The organism is Shewanella sp. 0m-6 (genome assembly GCF_052977325.1).
Genome location: NZ_JBRIMD010000025.1, coordinates 1 through 24,981, shown reverse-complemented (window position 1 = coordinate 24,981; position 24,981 = coordinate 1). Strand labels below are relative to the sequence as shown.

At 42.6% G+C, this 24,981-nt stretch carries 26 protein-coding genes and 1 riboswitch; of the genes, 5 read left to right on the top strand and 21 right to left on the bottom strand.

All coding sequences use genetic code 11. The features are described 5' to 3' along the window. Positions 1-118: 118 nt before the first annotated feature. The 6 genes from ACVBJC_RS16390 to hinT all read right to left on the bottom strand — a co-directional run bounded on the left by ACVBJC_RS16390 (position 119) and on the right by hinT (position 5,017). A complete protein-coding gene (locus ACVBJC_RS16390) occupies positions 119-379 on the bottom strand; it encodes a hypothetical protein (RefSeq protein ID WP_447161981.1) in 261 nt (86 codons plus the stop codon). A 157-nt stretch (positions 380-536) separates the two neighbouring features. Beyond that, on the bottom strand, positions 537-2,675 hold the full coding sequence (locus tag ACVBJC_RS16385; RefSeq protein ID WP_447161980.1) for a TonB-dependent receptor: 2,139 nt from the start codon (positions 2,673-2,675) through the stop codon (positions 537-539). A gap of 52 nt (positions 2,676-2,727) precedes the next feature. Next, positions 2,728-2,858: riboswitch (TPP riboswitch) on the bottom strand. A 188-nt stretch (positions 2,859-3,046) separates the two neighbouring features. Then, the gene (locus ACVBJC_RS16380; protein WP_447161979.1) at positions 3,047-3,436 is read right to left on the bottom strand and encodes a YcfL family protein; all 390 of its coding nucleotides are present in this window, start codon (positions 3,434-3,436) and stop codon (positions 3,047-3,049) included. A 246-nt stretch (positions 3,437-3,682) separates the two neighbouring features. Further along, positions 3,683-4,168, bottom strand: coding sequence for a PaaI family thioesterase (locus tag ACVBJC_RS16375; RefSeq protein WP_447161978.1), 486 nt, complete (start codon positions 4,166-4,168; stop codon positions 3,683-3,685). Continuing rightward, positions 4,161-4,664, bottom strand: a complete 504-nt coding sequence (locus ACVBJC_RS16370) for a PaaI family thioesterase (protein WP_447161977.1) — start codon at positions 4,662-4,664, stop codon at positions 4,161-4,163. The genes ACVBJC_RS16375 and ACVBJC_RS16370 overlap by 8 nt, the downstream gene beginning before the upstream one ends. Next, positions 4,661-5,017, bottom strand: coding sequence for a purine nucleoside phosphoramidase (gene hinT, locus ACVBJC_RS16365; protein ID WP_447161976.1), 357 nt, complete (start codon positions 5,015-5,017; stop codon positions 4,661-4,663). Before hinT ends, ACVBJC_RS16370 begins: the two co-directional genes overlap by 4 nt. A gap of 194 nt (positions 5,018-5,211) precedes the next feature. On the opposite strand from hinT, the gene ACVBJC_RS16360 reads away from it, so the two are divergent. Further along, entirely contained in the window at positions 5,212-5,625 is a 414-nt protein-coding gene (locus ACVBJC_RS16360; protein WP_447161975.1) for a helix-turn-helix domain-containing protein, read from the top strand. A 235-nt stretch (positions 5,626-5,860) separates the two neighbouring features. Here the strand turns inward: ACVBJC_RS16360 and ACVBJC_RS16355 are convergent, their stop codons facing one another. From ACVBJC_RS16355 to bioB, 11 genes are all read right to left on the bottom strand, one after another. Then, positions 5,861-6,712: a CsgG/HfaB family protein gene (locus ACVBJC_RS16355; protein ID WP_447161974.1), complete on the bottom strand. Its 852-nt coding sequence runs from the start codon at positions 6,710-6,712 to the stop codon at positions 5,861-5,863. Then, complete coding sequence (locus tag ACVBJC_RS16350; protein ID WP_447161973.1) at positions 6,712-7,125, bottom strand: curli assembly protein CsgF; 414 nt, start codon at positions 7,123-7,125, stop codon at positions 6,712-6,714. Before ACVBJC_RS16350 ends, ACVBJC_RS16355 begins: the two co-directional genes overlap by 1 nt. 12 nt (positions 7,126-7,137) lie before the next feature. Next, positions 7,138-7,599, bottom strand: coding sequence for a curli production assembly/transport protein CsgE (locus tag ACVBJC_RS16345; protein ID WP_447161972.1), 462 nt, complete (start codon positions 7,597-7,599; stop codon positions 7,138-7,140). Continuing rightward, on the bottom strand, positions 7,596-8,231 hold the full coding sequence (locus ACVBJC_RS16340; protein ID WP_447161971.1) for a LuxR C-terminal-related transcriptional regulator: 636 nt from the start codon (positions 8,229-8,231) through the stop codon (positions 7,596-7,598). Before ACVBJC_RS16340 ends, ACVBJC_RS16345 begins: the two co-directional genes overlap by 4 nt. Before the next feature lie 114 nt (positions 8,232-8,345). Beyond that, positions 8,346-8,891 carry a curlin gene (locus tag ACVBJC_RS16335; protein ID WP_447161970.1) on the bottom strand — a complete coding sequence of 182 codons (546 nt, stop codon included), beginning with the start codon at positions 8,889-8,891 and terminating at the stop codon, positions 8,346-8,348. A 497-nt stretch (positions 8,892-9,388) separates the two neighbouring features. Then, positions 9,389-9,736, bottom strand: a complete 348-nt coding sequence (gene cctA / locus ACVBJC_RS16330; protein WP_447161969.1) for a tetraheme c-type cytochrome CctA — start codon at positions 9,734-9,736, stop codon at positions 9,389-9,391. Positions 9,737-10,025: 289 nt separating this feature from the next. Continuing rightward, entirely contained in the window at positions 10,026-10,889 is an 864-nt protein-coding gene (gene htpX, locus ACVBJC_RS16325; protein WP_447161968.1) for a protease HtpX, read from the bottom strand. A 377-nt stretch (positions 10,890-11,266) separates the two neighbouring features. After that, positions 11,267-11,932 (bottom strand): dethiobiotin synthase, encoded by a 666-nt coding sequence (bioD, locus tag ACVBJC_RS16320; protein ID WP_447161967.1) that lies wholly within the window; start codon positions 11,930-11,932, stop codon positions 11,267-11,269. An 18-nt stretch (positions 11,933-11,950) separates the two neighbouring features. After that, positions 11,951-12,721 carry a methyltransferase domain-containing protein gene (locus tag ACVBJC_RS16315; RefSeq protein WP_447161966.1) on the bottom strand — a complete coding sequence of 257 codons (771 nt, stop codon included), beginning with the start codon at positions 12,719-12,721 and terminating at the stop codon, positions 11,951-11,953. 100 nt (positions 12,722-12,821) lie between these two features. Next, positions 12,822-14,015 (bottom strand): 8-amino-7-oxononanoate synthase, encoded by a 1,194-nt coding sequence (locus ACVBJC_RS16310; protein WP_447161965.1) that lies wholly within the window; start codon positions 14,013-14,015, stop codon positions 12,822-12,824. Between the two features lie 246 nt (positions 14,016-14,261). Continuing rightward, a complete protein-coding gene (gene bioB, locus ACVBJC_RS16305) occupies positions 14,262-15,314 on the bottom strand; it encodes a biotin synthase BioB (RefSeq protein ID WP_447161964.1) in 1,053 nt (350 codons plus the stop codon). A 248-nt stretch (positions 15,315-15,562) separates the two neighbouring features. Here bioB and bioA point away from each other — a divergent pair, with 248 nt between their 5' ends. Next, positions 15,563-16,903 carry an adenosylmethionine--8-amino-7-oxononanoate transaminase gene (gene bioA, locus ACVBJC_RS16300; RefSeq protein WP_447161963.1) on the top strand — a complete coding sequence of 447 codons (1,341 nt, stop codon included), beginning with the start codon at positions 15,563-15,565 and terminating at the stop codon, positions 16,901-16,903. A gap of 354 nt (positions 16,904-17,257) precedes the next feature. Continuing rightward, positions 17,258-19,342, top strand: a complete 2,085-nt coding sequence (fusA, locus tag ACVBJC_RS16295; RefSeq protein ID WP_447161962.1) for an elongation factor G — start codon at positions 17,258-17,260, stop codon at positions 19,340-19,342. A 291-nt stretch (positions 19,343-19,633) separates the two neighbouring features. Here fusA and ACVBJC_RS16290 read toward each other — a convergent pair whose 3' ends face one another. Together ACVBJC_RS16290 and cobB are read right to left on the bottom strand one after the other, a co-directional pair. After that, a complete protein-coding gene (locus ACVBJC_RS16290) occupies positions 19,634-20,089 on the bottom strand; it encodes an AAA family ATPase (RefSeq protein WP_447161961.1) in 456 nt (151 codons plus the stop codon). A 76-nt stretch (positions 20,090-20,165) separates the two neighbouring features. Continuing rightward, positions 20,166-20,891 (bottom strand): Sir2 family NAD+-dependent deacetylase, encoded by a 726-nt coding sequence (gene cobB, locus ACVBJC_RS16285; RefSeq protein WP_447161960.1) that lies wholly within the window; start codon positions 20,889-20,891, stop codon positions 20,166-20,168. A gap of 268 nt (positions 20,892-21,159) precedes the next feature. On the opposite strand from cobB, the gene fur reads away from it, so the two are divergent. After that, on the top strand, positions 21,160-21,591 hold the full coding sequence (gene fur, locus ACVBJC_RS16280) for a ferric iron uptake transcriptional regulator (protein ID WP_447161959.1): 432 nt from the start codon (positions 21,160-21,162) through the stop codon (positions 21,589-21,591). A gap of 57 nt (positions 21,592-21,648) precedes the next feature. Here the strand turns inward: fur and ACVBJC_RS16275 are convergent, their stop codons facing one another. Then, positions 21,649-22,149: a GNAT family N-acetyltransferase gene (locus ACVBJC_RS16275; protein WP_447161958.1), complete on the bottom strand. Its 501-nt coding sequence runs from the start codon at positions 22,147-22,149 to the stop codon at positions 21,649-21,651. A 152-nt stretch (positions 22,150-22,301) separates the two neighbouring features. Between ACVBJC_RS16275 and ACVBJC_RS16270 the strand changes: the two genes are divergently transcribed. Next, entirely contained in the window at positions 22,302-23,954 is a 1,653-nt protein-coding gene (locus ACVBJC_RS16270) for an FMN-binding glutamate synthase family protein (protein WP_447161957.1), read from the top strand. A gap of 17 nt (positions 23,955-23,971) precedes the next feature. On the opposite strand, the gene ACVBJC_RS16265 is transcribed toward ACVBJC_RS16270, so the two are convergent. After that, entirely contained in the window at positions 23,972-24,898 is a 927-nt protein-coding gene (locus tag ACVBJC_RS16265) for an AEC family transporter (RefSeq protein WP_447161956.1), read from the bottom strand. Between the last annotated feature and the right edge of the window lie 83 nt (positions 24,899-24,981).

Genomic DNA, 24,981 nt, shown 5'->3' with positions numbered 1-24,981 from the left:
ATTTAACACAAGATACTTAGCACAAGAAGTTCTTGCCCTAAATAATCGTCAGATATTGTTAAGCTCAACAGTGGCCAAAAGACATTCCCTATCTCTAGACCACCTCATCTAAATAAAATTATTCGCTATGACTTAAATTGAGTTCGCCACCAATAAACTTACAAACGAATACGGCTTTACCAAATTTTTCATGAGCGGCTTGCATCTCAACCGCAAGCATAGACATCACATCGCCATACTCACCAACCACCTGAGTTGCCATTGCATTCGTCACTCGCTGTATGTTGTCGTAAGAATCCACTCGCGCAATAAACCATTTAATCGGGTCTAAATAGTTATCTTGAAGCGGGTAGCAACTAATTTCTGCTGTTAATTTCATTGTATTGACCTCAGCCACCCTATGGTGGCTCAATTTGACTATATTAAGTAAATCGGTATTCAGTAAATGGGTGATTAACTTAACCATTAATCACTCTTCACTTATGCTTTAAAAATCTTGAATCACACTTGTAATTACACGCGTGATGATCTCTTACTTACAAGAACTTAAGGTTAAATGTCATACCTAGTTGGCGTGGATCGCCATAGCGTATATATTGCTTATCAGCCCAATCTAAATCTGGTTCATTACCGAAGTAGAAACCACGAACGCCATATTGTTCGTCAAGTAGATTACGTCCCCACAGATACACAGACCAGATGTCGGCTTCATAACCCACTTTGGCGTTAAAAATTTGATAAGGATCAGACTTTGACTCATTACTGTCAGAGTAGTAGAAATCACTCTTTCCGCTAGCGTTGACGTTGGCAAACCAACCATTATCACTGCGATAAGTCGCACCTATGCTAAAGGTATAGTTAGGTGAATGGGCGAGTTCTCGGCCTGAAAGATCGACCACAGCACCATATTTATCTTCATATTGATAATCGCCATAAGCCGTTTCTAACCAGCCTAGGCTACCGTATAAGTTCAAGTTGTCTGTTGCATACCAATTACCTTCGAGTTCCGCACCGTAGTTGTGTGAACTACCTGCATTCTCGGTAAATAAAATAAAGTTACCCTCTTCACCCGGAACTGTTGACTGCTGTGATGCTGCAACTTGCTGATCTTGTCTATCCATATAAAACACAGCAAGGTTGGTGCTCGCCTGACCGTCAAACCAAGTCGATTTTAAACCCAATTCATAGTTATAAAGGATTTCGGTGTCGTACTCTTTTTTGTCTGCTAACTCAACTGGCAGCGACATGTTAAAGCCACCCGCTTTGTAGCCACGCGCCACACGGATATAGGACTCATGGTTTTCGCTTAACGCCTTGCTTAATGCGATATGTCCGCCCCACATAGTTTCGCTTGGGCCGAAACTGTCGCCTGCCGAATCACTGTAATCACTTTCTCGACGCTCAACCCGTAAACCTACAGATAATGCATAAGTTGCACCTAAGTCTGAATCTAACTGACCAAATAATGCATAATTTTGTGCTTCATACTCGGCTGATAACTGGTTATAAGTATCAACCGTGTCGTTATCTTCTTGTAAGTCCATGGCATACACGCCAATCAGCCAATCGGTACTATCTGAAAAAATACGTCCAGATTCTGTGGACGATAATCTAAACTCCTGGGTTAGCGTTTTTCTCTCGCCTTTTTTGTCCCAGTTATACTCGTACTCACATGGAATACCACCGCAATCTCGACTTTCCCAGTAGTCAGGGTTTGCCCAGTCACCGTCGTAGTTATGGCGCGTATCTGATTGCGCCAACGAGGTTAATGAAGTGAGATCAAAATTCTCGGCGCCAGTATAGGTGAACTTAAGTGACGAGCCTGTTGTACGTTGCTTATCGACACCCGGAGCATCGGTTAATGTGTCAAAACCATTATTATCCAGTGTCCATGCATCATAACCATTGTCGTAGTTCGCGTGCAGGAAAGTTAAATCGATTTCTAGATCTTCGGTTGCATACCAGCGTAACTTACCGCGGCCTGTAAACTCATCACGATTATTGGTGTCACTTCGGCCAAGGTAGAGGTTGTCACGATAGCCATCTTGTTGATGCTGCTGTAACGAAACACGATAAAGTAAATTACCTGAGTCTGTAATAGGACCTGAGCTGAAACCACTGAAAGTCTGTAGATTATCATCGCCAAGAGAGACTTCTGCGCCATGTTCAAACACATCGGTAGGGTCGTTACTCTTGAGATAAATTAGACCTGCTAAGGCATTTGCGCCATAGCGAGTTCCTTGTGGCCCACGTAGCACTTCTACTTGTTGTAGATCATACATGCTTGAGACCATGCCTAAACCAGATAGGTCGATATCGTCTACAACAAACCCCACCGAAGAGTTAGGTGCGCCCTGGTATTCTTCTTGCTCGCCCACACCACGGATCTGGAAATATTTAGGTCTAGAGCTACCACCAGACCAATTTAAATTGGCAACCGTATTTAAGATATCTTCAAAGTGTTGGGCACCTTCATCTTCAATTTGTTGCTGATCAATAATGGTAACGCTGGAGGGCATTGTTTCTAATGCTGAACCACGAAAGTCAGAGGTCACCACCATGACTTCGATATCATCGTGAGTGGTGGATGCATCGCCATTAGCAAAGGCGTTTGTAGATGAGATGGCTGCAATAACCGCAAGTGCTATTGGCGAATAAGATTTTAGATTTAACATAGGACCTCAAAGTAAAATTTTGAGATCCGGCATCAGTAAAGAAGCGATCGGGAAATGAATTGTGGCCCATTCCTACGCCGGTATTAGCCGGATCAGGTTCAAAGGGTTCGTTTTTCAACATCTCAGTCAAAGCAGATAAATCCGACTTTCGGTTTATAGACTTTAACACCCCTTGGCGAGCGCGATTATACATGAAATTTACAACTCGATGACAGACTTCTTTAAAAACAGGTACTTTTTGCATGAAAAAACGTCAGCTTAGCTGACGTTTTTTTAACAGGTGCGATATAAACTTGGTTTACGCTAGGCTTTAGCCAACAACTTAAACTTACCACTTTAACTAACCAATATTAACCAAGAGTGTCGACAGGCTAATTTGAAAAGGCTTTTCTCACGTATAGCTCAAAACGAGTTGCGGTGGCATTAGGAGCCACAGCGCTAACTTGCAGGTGCTGTTTACCGTGTAGCTTTACCGATTTCCAGCTTACGCCTTCATCGTCAATTGTCATTCCGTTTAAATCAAACCAGGTGAACTTATATTGCAACCTTAAATCGGTTGATACCTGACTGACAATGGTTCCCGTACCACGTAAGAATCCGCCTTCAGGGCGAGCCATGATATTGGTTACTTGTACCTCTTTAGCAAAGCTATTGTTATCAATCCTAGCATCCCCATTTAACCCCGCCATCACACCGGCAGTATGTGGAGCACATGCAGTGAAAACCAATGCGGTAAATAGTCCCAATAAAACCTTTTTCATCTCTATCCCCTTCTTAGCTGCAACACATACGCTATTGATACAAACCATGAGTTAAGTAGCAAGTTAAATTAACATGCCCGATTATTAGCCTAAGCGAATAAACGTAAGTTAATAAGCCTAACTTAATAAGCTTGAGTTAATAAGCTTGAGTTAATAAGCTTGAGTTAATAAGCTTGAGTTAATAAGCTTGAGTTTAAGCATAAGCTAATAGGCGTAACTTAAATAAACTAAAGTTAGCCAGCTCGACTAATCAATCAAAAAGTGCGCTCTTGCAGTTGCAATTAAATGCTTACGGTTTGTCTGCCAACAATTAATGCTTACATTGGCCACTCGGCGGCCTTGGCGCGTGATTTTACACTCGGCGAAGCTATCTTTATGGTAACCAGCCCTTAAATAATCAATTGAAAAATCAACAACTTTAGGTACTTTTGTCGTTTGCATAAACACCATCAATTGTACTATTGCCGACATCTCCATAAATCCTGCAATCACGCCGCCATGTAGCGCAGGCAAGATAGGATTACCTATGTTGTCATCTTTTGCTGGCAGCTTGAAAACCAGTTCATCACCAAATCTGTCTACCGCCATTCCGATAAATTTTGCGTAAGGAACATGCTCCAAGAGATGGCCAAAGTCATTTAGCTCTGTGGCCTTTTTTACGATGCCCTTAACGTCAAGCTTAGCACTGTCGTCCAACGATGGTTCAATAGAAAAGTACGATTCATCATTCATATTCAGCACCTCCCATCAATGCCTGCCTAAACTCTTCACCAACCATCTCAGGGCTGATACGCATAAACGAGCCTACCGCATGAGCGATGGGATCATCTATTGAATCTTGGTAAGCAATAGCGCGGGTAAAGGCAACACTTGAAGACAATTTATAACACTGGGCAAAACCGTAAACAGGTTTGTGCGGCGCTGCTGGCTTCATATAATCGACACGCAAATCGAGAGTCGGAGAGATCTCAAGCAAGCGGTGTTTATCAAAAATTGAACACACCACCGCGCAACCACTTGCAGTATCCATCAATGTTGTGATCACACCACCATGGATCACCCCCGTGTCAGGGTAACCAACAAGCTGTGTATCGTAAGGCAGCTCCAGTAAAACATGCTTTCCGCTACCTTCTAGCACTTTTAATTTAAGCTTACGGCATTGAGTTAGCTGCGCGACAAATCGGCTCGCCATATCGGTTAGCGAGTAGCTCTGACTGCTTGAACTCATTCACTCGGGCTCAACATCGGGCCTAGTGGATGGCCACCCACTAAATGCATATGAATGTGAAAAACCTCTTGGCCACCATGCTGATTACAGTTCATGATTAAACGGTAGCCATCTTCAGCTATCCCCGCTTCTTGAGCCAACTTAGCAGCCACAGACATCATACGGCCTAATGCTTTTTCGTCTGATGCCTTAATGTCATTAGTTGTTGGGATCAGATGATTTGGAATAATTAACACATGTGTAGGTGCTTTGGGCGTGATATCTCTAAAGGCTGTCACAAGATCGTCTTGATATAAGATATCTGCAGGAATTTCACGTCGAATAATTTTGCTAAATATGGTTTCTTCGGCCACTTGTCTGCCCTCAAAAGGAAATTATTAGCCATAGTATACGCGAAAATATTGACAAGGCGATGGACGATTTCTGAAGTAAATCACATGATTGGATCGTGTTGACTTGCACCTGCATTAAACAGATGTATATACAATGTGGTTGACTTTACGCTGTTTAGGATTTCTAATGAAAAAAAATATGCAGGAATTAGACAATGCTTACGGAAAAAGAAACCGCACTCTTAGATGCCGCAACTGAATTAGTACAAGAAAAAGGCATGATTGCACTTAATATGTCTGATGTTCATAAGCGAGCCGGGTACTCCCGTGCTGCACAATATCAGTCTTTTAGTGATAAAAATGCTCTGCTTGCCGCTTTGTGTATGCGTGAACTGGTGAACAATACCACAGCTATTGAAGAGCAACGCTTCAACGAATTTACAGGGCATTTCACCGTTGTGCTCAGGCCCGTCGTTTATCGCTATTTGAAACTATCTGACAGATTGATGATTGATTCAGCTTTTGGCCTAATGTTGGCACAGGTTCGCTCACTGCCAGATGACGATCGCTTTAGCTACTTGAAAAGTGGATTTGAGTTTTTAAGCAAAGAACGAGAAATGAATAAGTAGCCAAGAATAAAAACTCAATATAGCGCTTGGCAAGCGCCAAGCTAAATGGACTGCATAATCAGCTCTATTTGCAAATCAATCTAAAGCTAAACAGTATTAAAAGTAATGAACATATAAAATACGAAACCACTCAAATAACACGCATTCGACACATAAATGAGTAACAATTTAGTTGGACGTGAACTGACACCATAAAAAAGGCGCTATACATAGCGCCTTTTTTAATATCGCTATATTAACCTTGGTTTAGCCTAGCTTGGACTCTGTCAACCGAATGAGCCTCTAACCAGTATTTTTTAAGCACTGAATTTTCTAAACCAGCTTGAGTATCTGCAAGGTTCCAAGCTCGTTTCCAAATGCCATCAGCAATCATGTGCACCACTGCACTTTCAATCGCCTGTACCACACACAAACTAACGGGTTCGTTCGAGGTATAACCAACTTCAGACTCTAATAACTCCTGAGCATCGATAAATTTAAATACCCCTGCCGTCAGTTCTTTAGACAATACTGATTTAGTTGTGGTGACACTGCTAAGCAGTCTTCCTGTACGTATGTCTACAGCCCTAAGATTTACCGTAATACTATCAACACGAAATTGACTTGACGCGCCAATGCCCAAATAACGAGCTCCAGCGCCACCGGTACGAATATTGGTGTCGTATGCAACAATACCGCCTTCCATCAAGATCTGTGCAGAATTAAGTTGGCTTAAACTTGCAGCATCGCCCTTTAGTCCTGCACGCACAATTTTTCGCTCAGTCAGTAAATTTTGTAACCCCTCTCTTTCAACAGGGATAAACCAGCTAGAGTCATTCAGCGCTTGGGCTAAAAATGCTGTACCACTTTGAGGTACCGCGGTGGAAAAGTTACTCGATGGAATAGGTTTGTATTGACCGGTTTGATCTCTAAAGTCGTAAACGGCTGCAACCATGCTTCCTTGCGGAGCGGGTAAACCAATTAGATCGTAATAAGTCTCACCTTTTGGCATTAAACTTGATGAAGGCACTATTTGCTCTAATTCACTCGTAGTAGAGCACGCGCTTACAAAGCATAAGGCAAACAATAAGGTTAGCTTGTTAATCATTAACCTTCTCCAGTGTTAGTGTCGATAATGCCACCGACTTCGATAATTGTTGTTTCACCCGTGACAACATCGGTAATATGCACCAATAAGGCACCATCTTGATTCACCACCTGGATCTCGAAATCATCAGTCTTTAAGTACCCTTCACCGCCGTTTGCCGCATCATTAAACAGCTGACTCATCAGACGAGACTCTAGTGAACTCGCTAATCGGTCAAGCGCCGATGGCGGCACATAACTCGACCCTCCTGTATGTTTATTTTGAGCTGATGCATTAGACAGTAAATATGAACCATTAAGGTAACTGCCCCCAAAGTTGGGATTAACAGGAGTGTAAGTCAGCTGAGTTGCATGGGATGAGCCCATAAGCACCGCCAACAATGAACCACCCGCAATTTTAATAACCCTTTTCATAAACTTTCCTTGTTAAAATTCATCTGGAGCCAAATCGGGATCTAAAAATTGGGCCCAGTTTGCTTGCCTTTGATTTTGTTTTAATTTTTGGTTTACTCGCCCGGCAGCAGCTAAAGCTTGCTCATCGATATTTCGACTTGCAGGAGAGACAACCGTGATATAGATAGGTCTTCTATTGTGAAGAATACTAATTTTACTACCGCTTCTCGCTGTCGCTTGTTCAACCACGGTCAAACCTGAATGTTGAGCCACACCACCAATATCCCGATAAGCTGCGACAAATTCTCGATAAAATCGATGACCAAATCGAGTCATTGCACGATTAAGAATAAGCCCATCGATAAGATCTGTTTCAACTTTTGGGGGTTTATCGCTGGTACTTTCGGCTAGCGGTGGTTGCTGCTTATCTAATACAATCTCCCCTGCCGTCAACGTTGACGACAGAAGGAGAAAACATAAGCAGAACCGACTCATTGAGTCACTTCATGCATATTGGTTTGGGCCCAGGCAATTGCCTGACCACGGCTCGATACACCAATTTTTCTAAACGCTCGATAAAGATGCGTTTTTATGGTGCTTTCACTGACAAATAGTTTATTTGCAATATCAATATTGGTACTTCCACTGCGTAATACTTGCAGTACTTCACGCTCTCGGATCGTTAAGGTTTCAACCTCATCAATAGCACTATCATTAAGGCTGTTACTCTCTGTAAAACGCTGAGGTAGAACCACTTTGCCTTTTACTATATCCGCCATGCCCTCACCAATTGTTTCTAAACAAGCATCTGAATAAAATACCCCGGCAGTCACTGAAGCTTGGATAAGAAATTTAGCGTCAACCTGTTTAGGAAAATGCAAAAAGACGACTCGAGCGATGTTGCTGCCTTTTTCAATGCGCTTTTGAATTTGATATGCGGTTTGAACATCTACGGTCGACAGATCAATCAAAATGATAGTAATGCGACTTTCTAATAATTCAGCATTAAAATGCTCTGGAGAGATCCGATGTAGTTTGACCAAGAACTCTTGTGGCCATCTGGTATTGAGAAGATCGGCAAATAAATGCGAGCGGGTAACCAAAACCCAATGTGTGACTTTGAACATAAGCTAACTCCGTGTGTACTGTATATCACCATCCGTGTGTTTTTATTGTAATACACCCAGACTACAAATAAAGACAGAATTATTCACATAAACACAACAACAATTGAAGTTGGCTTAATTTGAAATATAACCTTGAGTGACTTGGGCTGATTGTCCCTGCCCATATTGCACAACTGAAACACCATGCCCAGTACCATTTTGGTATATTGTCACCGAGCTTTCATTGCCAATTTGTAGGACTGAAGCTAAATTATTGTTCCCTTGTTGATTAATATCGAGATTTAAATAGGCACCTTGCTGAGAAGAGATAGCGATGTTATTGAAGCCACTTTGAAGAATGCTTGCCTCAATTTCTGCACCATTTTGGTAAACGCCAGCGCGGTTACTTCCCCCTAACTGCTTCACATCCGCCACTGTTAATAAGCCCGACTGACTCACTATTGCCCGGTTTGAAACACCTTGCTGACTCACACTTGCATCTAAACTATCACCACTTTGGGCGATAGAGGCGCGGTTATCATAGCCATTAAGTTCATCAAATTGGCTAAGGTCTTGAGCGTGCACCAGAGGCAAAAAGGCAAGGAGTAGCGCTGGGGTATAACGCCATATGCTGCTGATTTGAAGATTAGAGGAGTTAACCGCCATCTTAGTAGTATCCATACTCAATTACCGACCTTTAATGACTATATGAAATTAACGCGGCCATTATGTCGGGAAAGTGCTTGTCCATCATCAATCTAGAGTATTAAAAGCGCTGCATCCAAATATCTATTCGCTCAATAAAAACTAGACTTTACTACTACGGATAACTCAATTAACAACAATTAACTATTTCACAAAAACACATTCAATCTATTGATTTTAAAAGTAATAAATAACAAACCCTCAAATATTATTATCGATGGTGTTAACTAAGCTTGTCATACGAAAGGAGTCACAAGTCATTTCTTATGTAAGATGAAAAATATTGTATGTTTTATGCTGTGATGAGATTTTGTATAAAATTTTCTTACCTATAATCTGAACCCTAGTAAGAATTTGAATGCTGGTTCCACCAGAAAACCTTTTGAGCCAATATTGATCCTGCACTGTCAAAATTTTTATGCAAAAAAGCCAGCTCTAGGCTGGCTCATTTTAGCAATTTAAGTCAAATAAAATTACTTAAGTGTCGACTCGGCAGTACGACCATCATCGTGACAGCTGTCACATGTTGGCTTGTCACCCACGTTCATTTCATGTGGCGCGTGACAATCAGCACACGTTAGCATGCCGTCATGTGGCTGGTGAACGGCGTCCATTTCAGCCAAAGTACCGTGACAGGCTTGGCACTGCTGGAACTCGTATTCACCGTCTGCAGATGGTGAACCGTCAGCGTGACACGCTTCACAACCGTCCATTTCAGCATGCATTTCGGCAAGTTCTTGACCTTCAGCGAAAGCTGTTGGTGATAAAGCGAGTGCTGCGAATGCCGCACCAAAAATTGCACTTAGTAGTTTATTGCTCACAATTGTATCCTCATTTGATGTTCGCATAGTGAAAACTTAATAGTCAGGTTGTTTTCATCTTGCGAACAATATTTTTAGCACGACTTAGGTTAATTTAGCTAAGCATTAACTAATCCGCAACTAATTTAAGTAAAAGATCATATCATTGTGGAAATTCTCAAAATGTGCGCTTAATCAAATTACTTCTTGGAATGCAGTATAACTAACTATTTATCACGTTGATTTTGGGTAATAAAAAAGCGATTCGAGAGATTGAACCTCGAACCGCCTTGATTTAGCCATGCTTCAATTAGTGAGTTCTAAGTGCCGCAATACGCTTTTCTAGTGGCGGATGACTCATCATCAACTCAGCCATCGATTTTTTACCATTAATACCTAGCGCTGACATTGACGCTGGCATTGCACCGGTTTCAGGGCCTTGGCGCAGTCTCTCAAGTGCCGCAATCATCTTATCTTTACCCGCTAAACGTGCAGCACCTTCGTCGGCTCGATATTCACGAATACGAGAGAAGTAAGCCACAATGATTGAAGCTAAGATACCAAACAGCATATCCAGTACAAAAACCACTGCCATATAAGCAAACATGCCTAAGCCTTCACCCTCTTCGTCATTACTCGCGACGAAGTTATTGATGATGCCAGCCACGACACGTGCAGCGAAGATAACGAATGTATTCACCACGCCTTGAATAAGAGTCAGCGTCACCATATCGCCGTTAGCGACGTGGCTTACTTCGTGGGCTAATACAGCTTCTATTTCGTCTTGACTCATGCCATACAACAGACCACTGCTCACTGCAACCAATGCGTTGTTTTTGCTAGGACCCGTTGCAAATGCATTTAACTCTGCCGACTGATAGATAGCCACTTCAGGCATTTTAATGCCCGCTTGCTCTGCTTGACGAGCAACGGTTTCCACTAACCAACGTTCAGTGTTATCACGCGGCGTTGTGATAACCTCACAGCCCATAGTTTTCTTAGCCATCCACTTAGAGATAGCCAAGCTGATAAAGGCGCCACCAAAACCAAAGATTGCAGCGAATACTAATAATCCGCCCATGGTTGAGGTATTAACACCTAAGATAGACATCACAATTGATGCCACCAATAAGATCGCCATGTTAGTGGCAATCAGTAAAAATATACGCTTCATTTAAGCTCCTGTTAGGATACAAAGTACCTGATATACACTCTATAAGAGACATAATATGTCCAAAAAACGAGATTTCAAGGGGAGACTGCAAAATTTATGTCTTATCGCTTCAAATACATGCCTTGTAGCATCAATAATAGACGGCTGAGTTCCACTTTTATATCAAGTCGGCAAAGTCTAGGTCGGTTTCATTAATCTAAGATTAATTTAATCGGTAAAGCAGGATAATTATAGGAGACGTGGGATTAATCTTTCTTAACATAAAGATAAGCCCAATTAGGAAGCATAATTTCTCCACCAATTGGGCGTTAATTTTGCGTACAAGCTTTAGCTAATTCATGTTACATCGCACTAACTATTAGATATTAACGATTAGCTTATAACAAAACACTCATATCTAAATGACTGGCAGCAGCTTCCGCGGTCGGCTTAGCAAGATGCGGTACATAGCCCAAGCAAGGCGCCGTCATCATCTGTTTTAGCGCGGCTAGATTTTCTTGTTGATTTGCCATATCGGCATCGACTTGATTCGCTACCCAGCCTACAAGGTTCAAACCATCAGCCTTAATCGCTTCAGCCGTTAATAATGCATGGCTTAAACAGCCTAGTTTCATACCCACCACTAAGATCACTGGCAAGTTCATCGATTGCACAACGTCTGAAAGGTAGTGACCTTCTCCTAATGGTAAACGCCAGCCACCCGCACCTTCAATCAAGCAAAAATCAGCACCAACAAATTCAGCCATCTTGAGCTGAGCTTCAATACGATTAGGCGCTAATTGAACGCCTTTCTCTGCTGCCGCGATGTGCGGCGCAATAGCTGCTTCAAAGGCAAAAGGATTAATATCCTCGTAAGGAAGTTTGATACTAGAAGCAGCCATTAATGCCAAAGCATCACTATTTCGAAGCCCTTTCTCTGTTTGTTCACAGCCAGATGCTATCGGCTTAAAGCCTACTGTTTCGCCTTTAGCGGCAGTTAGCAATGCAGATGAGATCAACGTCTTACCACAATCGGTATCTGTACCCGTTACAAAAAATGTCATGTCAACTCCAAGCTGCGTTTAGCGCTTTTTCCGCGCTTTAATAAAGCTAATATTATAAGTTAAAGGAAGGCCCTCAGGGGCTCGACTCAACTCTGCCTGAGCTTGCAAAGCTTGCCAATCTTTACGTCCTCTCAATGTGACCTGAGGCAAGTTAACATTTTGATCTTGTTTTACAATTGATGCCCCAACCCCTTTAATCGACTGCAGCATAGCTCTAAGATCGGCAAAGTGAACCGTTATCGCTTGAGTTTCAAACTCTGCTATATGCCAGGCATCTTGCTCAAAACAAGCAAGCAGTGTTTTTTCATCGATAAACGTATTGACCTTAAAACCTAGTTCAGCCAACTGATACAAACTATTGGCAGCTACGATACTCATATTCAGTTCACCATCACGACAAAGCACTCTGCAAGCTTCATTAATCGCTAGAGGAAGATTTTGGCACCATTGCAATGCCACATTGGAATAGATGCCACCAATCGTGTCTGCAGCAAAAGGAAGACTCTGGGCATCGCCACAAATCGGTATGTACTGCGGGAAGTTTTCGCTAAGCGTTTTGAGCATCCCCTCGGCAATATCGAGACAGAGTACTTGCTCAAGGCTAGGAATATGATCAAAGCAAGTACCAGGACCGGCACCTATATCTAATAAGCGGGAGCTTGAGGTCACTTGACGTAACAGATGCTCAGCAGTTCTTTTTTGCAGTATATCGTAACTATGGTAATGCGCGGCTGCGGCGGAAAACCGCGCTGCGACTTGGTGTTTAAGCTCACTTGATCCTGTATTCACTGCATTGGATCCTAATCAATCAAATAAAATTGAAATAGCGGTATAAAAGCCTTTAAAGAACCTTTAAAGACAGCGTAATGAGATATTAGAAAGCTCAATGTCAGTCATCATTTAAGATAACAGCCAACACATCCACTAACGCCAAAATATCTTGCTGACAGTGATTAGCATTTATGGTTAACCTTAATCTTGCACTTCCGACGGGTACGGTTGGAGTTCGAATCGCACCTAACCAGAAACCATGTTCTTTCAATCTTTTAGCCACCGCCATTGTCTTAGCGGCATCGCCGATTAAGATCGGTTGAATTGCAGTTTGTGAGTCTGAGAGTTCGATATTCTTTTCTAAGCAGGCAGCTCTAAAACAGGCAATATTGTCATTCAATTTCTGCCGACGTTCGGGTTGCTGCTTAATCATATTGATCGCGGCCAATGCTGCTACGGCATGAGCTGGCGACAACGCTGTTGAGTAGATGTAATGACGGGCATTGGCCACCAAAAAATCGATTAATGCTTGGCTTCCGAGAATTGCAGCTCCTTGCCCCCCCATGGCCTTACCAAAGGTGACCAACTGAGCATCAATCTTAATGTCGTTTGCAATCCTTGTGGCACCCAATCCGTTTTCGCCTAGCAGACCAAAACCATGGGCATCATCGACGATTAACCAAGCATTATGCTGTTGACAAAGCGCCGATAACTCAGCTAAAGGAGCAATATCACCATCCATACTAAATAGACTTTCGGTCAATAATGCACTTGGCGAAAAGCGCTCTAAATGACTCTTAGCACTATCGATGTCGTTATGACTAAAGCGCTTCAGCTTAGCACCACTATCCTGAACGCCGTCGATCACTGAGGCATGGATTAACTTATCGGCAAGCACCAGATCCGTTTCATTAAACAAGGTCTTCATTAATGCGTTATTAGCGCTAAAACCTGAACAAAATAACAGTGCAGCTTCATGTCCTGTGGCTTCGCATAAGGCTTGCTCAAGTTTTAAATGCGCTTCGCTATAACCCACGACCAATGGCGAGGAAGTACTCCCAACACCGTGTTGTTTCGCTCCTTGGTAAAGTGCCTCAGCTAACTCTGAAGATGTCGATAAGCCTAAATAGTCATTACTACTGAAATTAACATAAGGCAGTGCATCCACTTCAAAGTAATTTGACTGATTAGGGTCCAGCACAAGATTAGTGCGTCTTCGAAGCAGACCTTGTTGTTCTAACGCTTGATTTTTATTGATAACTCTAGCGTTCAAGGACTCGACTAACGGCTGATTTTTTGAACTTTCTGACATTGTTATGCTCAGTTAAAAGGCTAAAATAGCCTAGTAAACCCACCGCTTTATTTTCGGCAGGCTTTGGTAATTGTGTATTTTAATCGTTACTTGTATAAAATCGCTTTGAAAAAGGGAGCACTATCAGCATTGAGCGATACTGACCAACACTGACGATGCTCTCTGTTAATTAGTCACCCGGCAACCATTAACTATCTTGTAACCATTAACCATCTTGTAACTATTAACTATTTTTTAATCAGCAACTTAAAGCGCGCCAGCATCATAAAATGCTGACACTTTTTTGTCTTGCTGCGCCGCGGCTTTTGCCAACATAGCTTCATCCTGTTCTTTGGTTGATGCTACGCCCTGCTCAGGATGCAGGCCCAGTCGTCTAAATAGACTCATATCATCATTTTCTTCTGGATTAGCCGTCGTTAACAACTTACAACCGTAAAAGATTGAATTTGCTCCCGCAAAAAAGCACATCGCTTGCAGTTCATCGGTCATATTCTCACGCCCTGCCGACAGACGCACTCTAGACTTGGGCATTGTAATACGCGCTACGGCAATGGTACGGACAAACTCTAATGGATCTAAATCATCAAGGTTTTCAAAGGGGGTACCTTCGACTTTTACCAACATATTAATTGGCACAGAATCTGGATGCTGATCTAAGTTTGCCAATTGCTGAAGAAGACCTGCTCGGTCGGTGGCTTTCTCGCCCATGCCAACAATGCCACCAGAACATACTTTCATGCCTGATGCACGTACATTGGATAAGGTATCTAAACGACTTTGATAGGTGCGAGTGGTGATCACATCGCCATAATATTCAGGCGAGGTATCTAAGTTATGGTTGTAATAGTCCAGTCCCGCATCAGCCAGCGTATTGGCTTGATCAGCTGACAACATACCCAGGGTCATACAGGTTTCCATACCTAATGCTTTAACCTCTTCCACCATGGTCTTAAGGTATGGCATATCGCGTTCTTTAGGATTACGCCACGCTGCGCCCATGCAGAAACGTGATGCTCCCGCAGCTTTAGCACTGCGAGCTTCTGTTAGTACAGTTTCCATGGCGAGCAAGCGCTCTTTTTCAAGACCTGTGTCATAACGTGCACTTTGCGGGCAATACTTACAGTCTTCTGGGCAAGCACCGGTTTTAATCGACAGTAAACGGCTGATCTGGACTTCATTAGGATCGAACTCTTGGCGGTGGATGCTATGCGCCTGAAATAGGAGATCGTTCATTGGCAGTGCAAATAAGCTTTCAATCTCTTCGCGCTTCCAGTTATTTCTTAGCTGTACTTCAGACATGCAGTTCCCTTTTTGCTCACACGTTCAATTAATCTGATTCTTTTGCGTTTGCTGCTAGCATCTGAGTTTATAAAAAAGATGCTAACTGCCGTTAACCCAGTTAAAGAATGGCACACTTTTAACCATTAAAACAATAACTTACCATTATAAAGTGGAGGCTTTTACGTAATATTTATCTTGCTTAGGATACCTACAGGTCGTAACCTGTCAATGTCATACTAATTAAAAGGTTTACTAACGGTTATTATATGAGCAACAACATTCAATCTACTACAAGCAGTGTTGATCTTCAATTTGATAAAGAGCACTTGTGGCATCCGTATACCTCCATGGCCAATGCATTGCCGGCATTTGGAGTCGTTGCCGCCGATGGCGTTGAACTGGAGTTGCAAGATGGTACAAAACTCATTGACGGTACCAGTTCATGGTGGGCTTGTGTCCATGGTTATAGCCATCCCAAAATAGTCGCAGCAATGCAGCAGCAAACCGCACAATTAAGCCATGTTATGTTTGGCGGGATCACCCACCGTCCTGCAGTAGAGTTGGCACGACTGCTCATCGACATGACTAGCCCCAAACTAACCAAGGTATTTTTGGCGGACTCGGGCTCAATCGCGGTAGAAGTGGCGATGAAAATGGCTCTGCAATACTGGCAAGGTAGAGGACATACAGCGAAGCAAAAAATCCTCACCATTAAAAATGGCTATCATGGTGATACCTTTGCAGCCATGAGCGTGTGCGATCCAGAAGGTGGCATGCACACCATGTTTGGTGAGTTAGTCACCAAACAATTGTTTGCCCCAGCTCCTCAGTCTCGCTTCGATGACGACTTTGACCCAGAGGAACTGAGCGACATTTCTAACCTGTTTGAAGATAATCATCAACAGGTAGCGGCATTATTGCTCGAGCCGATTATGCAAGGTGCTGGCGGTATGCGTTTTTACCACCCAGAGTATTTAACCGCGGTAAGAAAACTGTGCGACAAATATAATGTGCTGCTGATTCTTGATGAAATCGCCACCGGCTTTGGTCGTACTGGTAAGTTATTTGCCTACGAACACAGCAATATTGAAGCCGACATTTTATGTTTAGGTAAAGCATTGACTGGTGGTTATATTTCCTTAGCAGCAACCCTGTGCAGTGATGAAGTGGCTAAAGGTGTTAGTGATTCTCCTGCCGGCGTGTTTATGCACGGCCCAACCTTCATGGCTAACCCATTAGCGTGCTCTGCGGCCATCGCCAGCCTTGAGCTTATTGGTGAAAATCATTGGCAACAACAGGTTAGTGCTATTGAAACTCAGTTAAAGCACGAACTGGCAAGCGCTATAGACTACCAAAATGTCAAAGACGTACGCGTATTAGGGGCCGTAGGAGTGTTAGAGATGAATGCCACTGTTAATACTGCAGAGCTGCAACAGCAGTTTGTCGATTTAGGCGTATGGATAAGACCTTTTGCTAATCTTATCTATATCATGCCGCCCTATTGCATTACCTCAAGCCAGCTCAGCAAATTGACTCATGCGATGAAAGTCGTAGCTAAACAAGTTCATCTTCCAAAGGACTCAAATACGTTTATCAGTCATGGGTAAGCTAAGGTAACCAACAACTATAAATATGTCCGCTTCGCAACACCTCTGCTCTGGGACCGTTGGCGTTTCAATTCGTAACGGTCGGCTCAGTTGGTGCCACTGACCAGCATAAATATCTGAAACGCCAAGATTGCGTCATTACTATTGGTCACATTAAGAGCCTATAAATATGCCTTTTAGCTAACCCCCTGCCTTTACAGCCGAAGTAACAACCTTAGATTTGGCTATAAAATGTGATTTTTTTATGATATTTCGTTTAATTTAGCCCTGAATGATAAAAATCGATAAAATAAATTGAAAAGTATTGCTATACTTGCGCGGAATTTTAGAACGTAACTCCAATAGAGTAGAAAAATGACTGATTTATCAAAGTACAGAAACATTGGTATCTTTGCTCACGTTGACGCGGGTAAGACTACTACAACTGAGCGTATCCTAAAGCTTACCGGTAAGATCCATAAACTGGGCGAAGTGCATGACGGCGAATCAACAACTGACTTCATGGAACAGGAAGCTGAGCGTGGTATTACCATTCAGTCTGCTGCTGTTAGTTGTTTTTGGAAAGAACACCGTTTCAACGTTATCGACACCCCTGGTCACGTTGACTTTACAGTAGAAGTTTACCGTTCTCTTAAAGTTCTTGATGGTGGTATCGGTGTATTCTGTGGTTCTGGTGGTGTTGAACCACAATCAGAAACTAACTGGCGTTATGCTAACGACTCAGAAGTTGCGCGTATCATCTTCGTAAACAAGTTAGACCGTATGGGTGCTGACTTCTTACGTGTTGTTAAGCAAACTAAAGACGTTCTAGCTGCTAACCCACTTGTTATGGTACTGCCAATCGGTATCGAAGACGAGTTCAGTGGTGTTGTTGACCTACTTACTCGTAAAGCATACGTATGGGATGACACTGGCGAAGCTGAGAACTACTCAGTAGAAGACGTTCCTGCTGACATGGTTGACCTTGTTGAAGAATACCGTGAAATGCTAATCGAAACTGCTCTAGAGCAAGACGATGACCTATTAGAAGCTTACATGGAAGGCGAAGAGCCATCTATGGAAGACATTAAGCGTTGTATCCGTGCTGGTACTCGTACAATGGACTTCTTCCCTACATACTGTGGTTCTGCTTTCAAGAACAAAGGTATGCAGCTTCTTCTTGATGCTGTTGTTGATTACCTACCAAACCCAGTTGAAGTTGATCCACAACCTCTTACTGACGAAGAAGGTAACGAAAACGGTGAGTTCGCTTTAGTTTCTATCGATGAGCCACTAAAAGCACTAGCATTCAAAATCATGGATGACCGTTTCGGTGCACTAACATTCGTACGTATCTACTCAGGTCAGCTACGTAAAGGTGATACTATTCTTAACAGTGCAACTGGTAAGACTGAACGTATCGGCCGTATGTGTGAAATGCAAGCAGATGAGCGTAACGAGCTTGATTACGCACAAGCTGGTGACATCATCGCTATCGTTGGTATGAAGAACGTGCAAACAGGTCACACTTTGTGTGATGTTAAGCACCCTTGTACTCTTGAAGCAATGGTATTCCCAGAGCCAGTTATCTCTATCTCTGTAACACCAAAAGATAAAGGCGGCTCTGAGAAAATGGGTATCGCTATCGGTAAAATGATTGCAGAAGATCCATCTTTCCGTGTAGAGACTGACATCGATTCAGGTGAAACTATTCTTAAAGGTATGGGTGAGCTTCACCTAGACATTAAGGTAGACATCCTTAAGCGTACTTACGGCGTTGACCTAATTGTTGGTGAGCCTCAAGTTGCATACCGTGAAACTATTACTCGTGAAATCGAAGATAGCTACACGCATAAGAAGCAGTCTGGTGGTTCTGGTCAGTTCGGTAAGATTGACTATGTTATCCGTCCTGGTGAGCAAAACACTGGCTTCACATTTAAGTCTTCAGTTGTTGGTGGTAACGTTCCTAAGGAATTCTGGCCAGCAGTTGAGAAAGGTTTCGCTAGCATGATGAACACCGGTACTGTTGCTGGTTTCCCTGTGTTAGACGTTGAACTTGAACTTAAAGATGGTGCTTTCCACGCAGTTGACTCGTCAGCTATCGCGTTCGAAATCGCTGCTAAAGGCGCATTCCGTCAATCTATGCCAAAAGCTGGCGCGCAACTTCTTGAGCCTATCATGAACGTTGACGTATTCAGCCCAGATGACAACGTTGGTGACGTTATTGGTGACCTTAACCGTCGTCGTGGTATGATCAAAGACCAAAACGCTGGTGTTACTGGTGTTCGTATTAAGGCTGACGTACCGCTTTCAGAAATGTTCGGTTACATCGGTTCACTACGTACTATGACTTCTGGTCGTGGCCAATTCTCTATGGAATTCGCTCACTACAGCCAGTGTCCAAACAGTGTTTCTGAGAAAGTTATCGCTGAAGTTAAAGAAAGAAACGCTAAGAAGTAACTATTAATTTAGTTATGACTCTTTAGAGTTTTAAGCTTTAACATAAAAGCCTATAGATGAATGTCTATAGGCTTTTTTATTGCCTGCCTAATCATAAACGTTATGAACATTGCTTACGTAAAGCAATCAGTATCAAGATGTGTTCGCTCAGCGAGGGCTTAGCGCTTGTGAGGCAAGGACTTTAATTGAACTCGGTTATGACACTGATTGGAAGTGCTAAAACTCGCCATTTAGACTACAAGAGCGAGTTATACTAATTGTAAGAAAGGGATATAAGAATATGTATAATCATTAGGCTTCAAACGTTTTTGCCATGCGAATAATACTATTTAACGGTACCCGATGCTTGTTACGGTCGGCACATAATAGCTGATGATTCTTATCCTTTGGCTCACCAATCTGCTGGATCTGCACTTGATAGCCTTCCGCTTTCGCTGCTGCATAATATCCCTCAAACTCCCATAGAGCCATATTGGTATTATCGCAAATAACCACAGGTATTTTATTAGCAATTGCGTGGATAAATCGCGTTAAGTTAAGTTGATGATATTTAGATAATTGTTTTGGATTAAAGTGGTACTCACCATCAAGATAAAAAAACTCATCTGTAGAGCAAACCTTAACCGATCCACTATCATCACACTTTGGTAATGACTTTACATATTGTTCAACCCAATAGCTTTTACCACTTCCCGGCAGTCCACGCATAATGATTGCAATGCCGCCAACATCAGTATCTTGTTTCATCTACAATTACCTTTTACTTGCCTCATTACGAGGACATTATTAATACCCATTGGTATACGACACCCAAGCACTAAGGCTAAAGTAGGTTATTCACTATTTTGCCACTAAGAATATCATCCACAAGTTTAGGTACCACTTCACTCGCTTTCCCTTCTAAATGATATTGGAATTGGCTGTGCCTATCTGCAGCCACAAGGTTAATCTCAACCGTCTGTGCGCCATGGTGATTAGCTGTATCAACAAAGCCTGCCGCAGGGTACACCGTTCCTGATGTGCCTATCGCAATAAACAGATCGCATGTATCTAGCGCATGTTGAATTCTATCTAAACCAAAAGGCATTTCACCAAACCAAACAACATGCGGCCTGAGTCTTTGAGCTGGTATGCAGCAAGTACAAGTATGTTCTGGTCCAAAAGGTTCTCTTAATACGAAGGTTTGCTGTGAGCGTGGGCAACGCCCTTTAGATAACTCTCCATGCATGTGTAAAAGACGTCGAGAGCCTGCTCGCTCATGTAAATCATCTATGTTTTGTGTAACCACCAACAACTCGCCCTCAAACTCTTGCTCAAGCTTAGCAAGTGCAATATGGCCCGCATTGGGTTCGATAGAGCCATTATGAAACTGTTGCCATCTATCGTTATAGAAACGTTCAACTAACAATGGGTTATTGGCATAGCCTTCAGGGGTCGCGACCTCTTCGATTTTATGCTCTTCCCATAAACCATCTTGATCTCTAAAGGTACGTAACCCAGATTCAGCAGAGATCCCTGCCCCGGTCAATATTACAATCTGCTGGTACATCTACAGTCCTTATTATTAGTCTTTGTTACTATCTTGCCTTTTTGTCGGCGTGGATGACATTAGGCGTTAGTATAAATGGGCAATAACAATACAAAAAGTACGTTTAAATTGTTTGTTTTATATCTAGTTAATGGCTTTTATTTGCATATGAGGCTTTATTGCTAGATCAAAGGTTTAAGTTTTCAATTTGTACACATATAATGGATTGAATACCCACAAATGAACTGATTAACTTATAGCTAATCGTTCTGCAATCAAGAGAACAATAATGACAGATGGAAATCAAGCGCTAAAGAAAGCCGGTTTGAAAGTGACCTTACCACGAGTCAAAATTTTAGAATTGATGCAAGCGCCAGAGAATCAACACATCAGTGCTGAAGATCTCTATAAGAAGTTACTGGATATTGGTGAAGAGATTGGTCTTGCTACTGTATATCGCGTACTTAACCAGTTTGATGATGCAGGTATTGTTACTCGCCACCACTTTGAGAGTGGCAAGGCTGTTTTCGAACTTTCGTCTCAGCATCACCATGACCACTTAGTATGCCTATCGTGCGGTAAGGTTATCGAATTTTCTGACGAAATGATTGAACGTCGTCAAGATGAAATCGCAATGAAGCATAACATTAAGCTAACTAACCACAGCTTATATCTATACGGTGTTTGTACTAACGATGAGTGCGACCACGGCGTCGCGTAATACTGCGCCTCGAGACAAAAACCAGCTTAGTCGCTGGTTTTTTTGTTTAGGTAACCGCTATAGAAACTTATGAAACACATTCACTTTATGGCCCATAAATTTATCACGGTTTCTTTGCTTCATCCCCACCTTACGCGCAACGCCTTCCGAGCCTTTATTGCCTAGTAAAATTAACGCAATAGCCTCATGAATGTCGTAATCCTGAAAGCGTTCAAGTGCCGCTGCGCCGGCCTCAAAGCCAATACCTTGCCCCCAATATTGTGGTAGATATCGGTACCCCAGCTCCACTTCGTTAAACTCAGTAATAAAAGTCGGGCCACAAAATCCAATCACTTTCCCATCCGACTTATGCTCTACAGCCCAGCGGCCGTAGCCTCGCTCTTGATAGCTGGGTAAAATAACGTTATCTAAAATCTGCGTCGCTTGAGACATTGAAGTCATAGGAGCGCCAGGAATATAAGTTAGGACTTCTGGGACACTGTTCAACAAAAAGATAGCTTTAGTATCTTTAGGCTCAAACCAACGCAAAATCAGCCTGTCTGTCTCAGTAATAATCACAATAAACTCCTTTTAATCAACTTCCTTTCTAGGTAACTAATATACTCGTTATTTGTTTAGTTTAGAAAGTATTAAAACATGTTTGCTTAAATCGTACCAATCGCGTTCAATATAGCAATGCTAGATTAGAGTCAATAACAAAGGAATGCTTTATGACTATCATGCAAAAGGTCTATTGGGTTATTGCAACCTTAGGTAACCTAATTGCCATCAATTATATGCTTAACAACACTGGGCTGTTTCCAAGCTTAGTATTGATGTTTACCCTTTTCTATACTGCTGTCGGTTATTTTGATATCTACCACAGCTCACATACACTTAACCGGCTCTACCCTGTTGTCGCTTATCTGCGTTACTTTCTCGAGTCTTATCGAGTCGAAATCCAACAGTACTTCATCGCTAACGACACAGAAGAGACCCCTTTTAACCGTGAACAACGTTCTTTAGTCTACCAACGTGCAAAAAACGTGCGCGACACCATCGCCTTTGGCACACAGAGAAATTTATTAGAAGATAACTACCTCAGTCTGTGGCAATCACTGCACCCTAAAGAGGTTGATAAAAATAACAAACGCATTCAAATTGGTGGGCCCGATTGTTTACAGCCCTATCAAGCATCTTACTTTAATATCTCGGCCATGAGTTTTGGCTCACTGAGTGCTAATGCCATCGAATCCCTTAATCTTGGCGCATTAAAAGCGGGTTGTTACCACAACACCGGTGAAGGTGGCGTGAGTCCCTATCACCTTAAACATCATGGCGACCTAGTTTGGCAAATTGGCTCAGGTTTGTTTGGATGCCGTGATGATGCAGGTAATTTCAACCCCGACACATTTACAGCAATGGCCACTCGCCCGCAAATTAAAATGATTGAGATAAAGCTCTCTCAAGGCGCAAAACCGGGGCATGGAGGGGTATTACCTGCCGCTAAAATTACCGATGAGATTGCAGCCATTCGCCACATCCCCAAAGATAGAGATTGCGTCTCTCCAGCTGTAAACCCTGAATGCACAACGCCAAAAGACCTGCTTAACTTCATTCAGACATTACGGCAGCTCAGTGAAGGGAAACCTGTTGGCTTTAAACTCTGTGTAGGTAACCCTGTCGAGTTTTTAGGTTTATGTAAAGCGATGATTGAAACGGGGATCACCCCAGACTTTATTACCGTTGATGGTGCAGAAGGCGGCACAGGAGCCGCTCCTGTCGAGTTTACTAATAGATTGGGCATGATGTGCCTTGAGGCCATTTATTTCGTTGATAACGCCTTAACGGGTGCAGGACTCAGAGACAAGATCACAATTATCGCCTCAGGAAAAACAGCCTCAAGTTTTGATCTACTGGCAAAAATTGCGATGGGCGCAGATACCGTTAATGCGGCCAGGACCATGATGATGTCCTTAGGCTGTATTCAGTCGAGACAGTGCAACACCAACATGTGTCCTACGGGGATTGCAACACAAGACCCTGCGCGCAGTAGAGCGGTTAATATTGTAGATAAAAGCGAACGAGTCAAAAATTATCACCACAACACGCTCGAGAGTTTTTTCGAATTAGTCGGCAGTATGGGGCTAGACAATCCAGAAAAGTTACAGCCGCATATGCTCAAGCGTCGTACTCCCTATGGTCTATTAATGTCGGTAGGCAGTTTAATCCAACCGCTACAAATGAATGATCTCGTTAACGAGAATAAAGTTGCAGGTCCATGGAATGAATGGTGGCGTACGGCTCAAGCAGAAGACTTCTATTGCGAGGATGTTTATATCCTCTCTCCTGCAGAGCTGTCGCGACCTAGAAATGCTGTTTAGCAACATTTAATAATCGATTACAGTAACACCGCCAACCAAAAGCTCATGCTTAATACAGACAGTACCGTAGATAACACTACGGTACTGGCGATTACAGCCTGTTGCGCTTGAACTTGCATAGCAACTAGATAGGCATTAACCCCCAAAGGTGAAGCACTGAGTAGAACCAAGACCACTAAATTATCACCATCGATCGACAACAGCTTAGATCCACATAAAAATACTAAAAATGGCAGTAGCAAGAGTTTGACCATGGAAGCGACAAGCGCTAATTGCCAATGACTGGTTATCTTATAAAAACTCAGGTTTGCCCCAAGCACAAACAAGGCACATGCCAAAGCCGGCTCACTGAGCAGGCGCAACCCATTAAATAAGTTATCTTCTACTTTAATCGCGAGTAAATTTAACAGTAATCCTGCAGAAATCCCCAATACAATCGGGTTTAACACTATGCCTTTTATAAACTGCCATCCATTGAATCCAGAGGTATTTTGCTTATAACTCAAAAGAAAAGTTAATGAAAAAAGCATGGCGCTATGAAAGGTGATAATTGCAAACACGTTGCCCATCATCTTCTCACCCAGCGCGCCTACGATAACTGGCAAACCAACAAGAATCGTGTTGGAATAGCTACATCCTAATCCATAAACAGCACTACTTGTGAGTAAAGCTTTACGCCCTCGCATTAGCCAGCAATATAATCCAGCAACGACCCCGTAGACACCAAGCACAGGCAGATAAAAAGCCATTAAGTTTTTAAGCTCAAAACTCTTAGCCAGATCGGCTTGGTACATATTAATGAACAAAAAAGCCGGTATGGACAGATAAAAGGTAAATAGGCTTATGCCACCGATACTTTCTTTAGTAAACGGCCCCTTCGCCGTCAGAAAATAGCCTAAGCTCGCCATAAAAAGTAATGGAAAGATGATAGTAATCGTCGACATCAAGTTATACCAAACTGGAAAATTAACTGGTCACACTTGCCCAATCCCTAGAACACAATTTTGTCACTCGCTCTGAACTCTCA

Coding starts and splice junctions, on each gene's coding strand:
- fur (WP_447161959.1), top strand. CDS start 21,160: ATGACAGATGGAAATCAAGCGCTAAAGAAAGCCGGTTTGAAAGTGACC.
- bioB (WP_447161964.1), bottom strand. CDS start 15,314: ATGTCTGAAGTACAGCTAAGAAATAACTGGAAGCGCGAAGAGATTGAA.
- ACVBJC_RS16380 (WP_447161979.1), bottom strand. CDS start 3,436: ATGAAAAAGGTTTTATTGGGACTATTTACCGCATTGGTTTTCACTGCA.
- ACVBJC_RS16265 (WP_447161956.1), bottom strand. CDS start 24,898: ATGTCGACGATTACTATCATCTTTCCATTACTTTTTATGGCGAGCTTA.
- ACVBJC_RS16360 (WP_447161975.1), top strand. CDS start 5,212: ATGCTTACGGAAAAAGAAACCGCACTCTTAGATGCCGCAACTGAATTA.
- ACVBJC_RS16375 (WP_447161978.1), bottom strand. CDS start 4,168: ATGAATGATGAATCGTACTTTTCTATTGAACCATCGTTGGACGACAGT.
- ACVBJC_RS16270 (WP_447161957.1), top strand. CDS start 22,302: ATGACTATCATGCAAAAGGTCTATTGGGTTATTGCAACCTTAGGTAAC.
- ACVBJC_RS16310 (WP_447161965.1), bottom strand. CDS start 14,015: ATGTCAGAAAGTTCAAAAAATCAGCCGTTAGTCGAGTCCTTGAACGCT.
- ACVBJC_RS16370 (WP_447161977.1), bottom strand. CDS start 4,664: ATGAGTTCAAGCAGTCAGAGCTACTCGCTAACCGATATGGCGAGCCGA.
- cobB (WP_447161960.1), bottom strand. CDS start 20,891: ATGTACCAGCAGATTGTAATATTGACCGGGGCAGGGATCTCTGCTGAA.
- htpX (WP_447161968.1), bottom strand. CDS start 10,889: ATGAAGCGTATATTTTTACTGATTGCCACTAACATGGCGATCTTATTG.
- ACVBJC_RS16355 (WP_447161974.1), bottom strand. CDS start 6,712: ATGATTAACAAGCTAACCTTATTGTTTGCCTTATGCTTTGTAAGCGCG.
- ACVBJC_RS16340 (WP_447161971.1), bottom strand. CDS start 8,231: ATGTTCAAAGTCACACATTGGGTTTTGGTTACCCGCTCGCATTTATTT.
- fusA (WP_447161962.1), top strand. CDS start 17,258: ATGACTGATTTATCAAAGTACAGAAACATTGGTATCTTTGCTCACGTT.
- ACVBJC_RS16350 (WP_447161973.1), bottom strand. CDS start 7,125: ATGAAAAGGGTTATTAAAATTGCGGGTGGTTCATTGTTGGCGGTGCTT.
- ACVBJC_RS16335 (WP_447161970.1), bottom strand. CDS start 8,891: ATGGATACTACTAAGATGGCGGTTAACTCCTCTAATCTTCAAATCAGC.
- ACVBJC_RS16385 (WP_447161980.1), bottom strand. CDS start 2,675: ATGTTAAATCTAAAATCTTATTCGCCAATAGCACTTGCGGTTATTGCA.
- ACVBJC_RS16345 (WP_447161972.1), bottom strand. CDS start 7,599: ATGAGTCGGTTCTGCTTATGTTTTCTCCTTCTGTCGTCAACGTTGACG.
- bioD (WP_447161967.1), bottom strand. CDS start 11,932: ATGACATTTTTTGTAACGGGTACAGATACCGATTGTGGTAAGACGTTG.
- bioA (WP_447161963.1), top strand. CDS start 15,563: ATGAGCAACAACATTCAATCTACTACAAGCAGTGTTGATCTTCAATTT.
- ACVBJC_RS16290 (WP_447161961.1), bottom strand. CDS start 20,089: ATGAAACAAGATACTGATGTTGGCGGCATTGCAATCATTATGCGTGGA.
- ACVBJC_RS16390 (WP_447161981.1), bottom strand. CDS start 379: ATGAAATTAACAGCAGAAATTAGTTGCTACCCGCTTCAAGATAACTAT.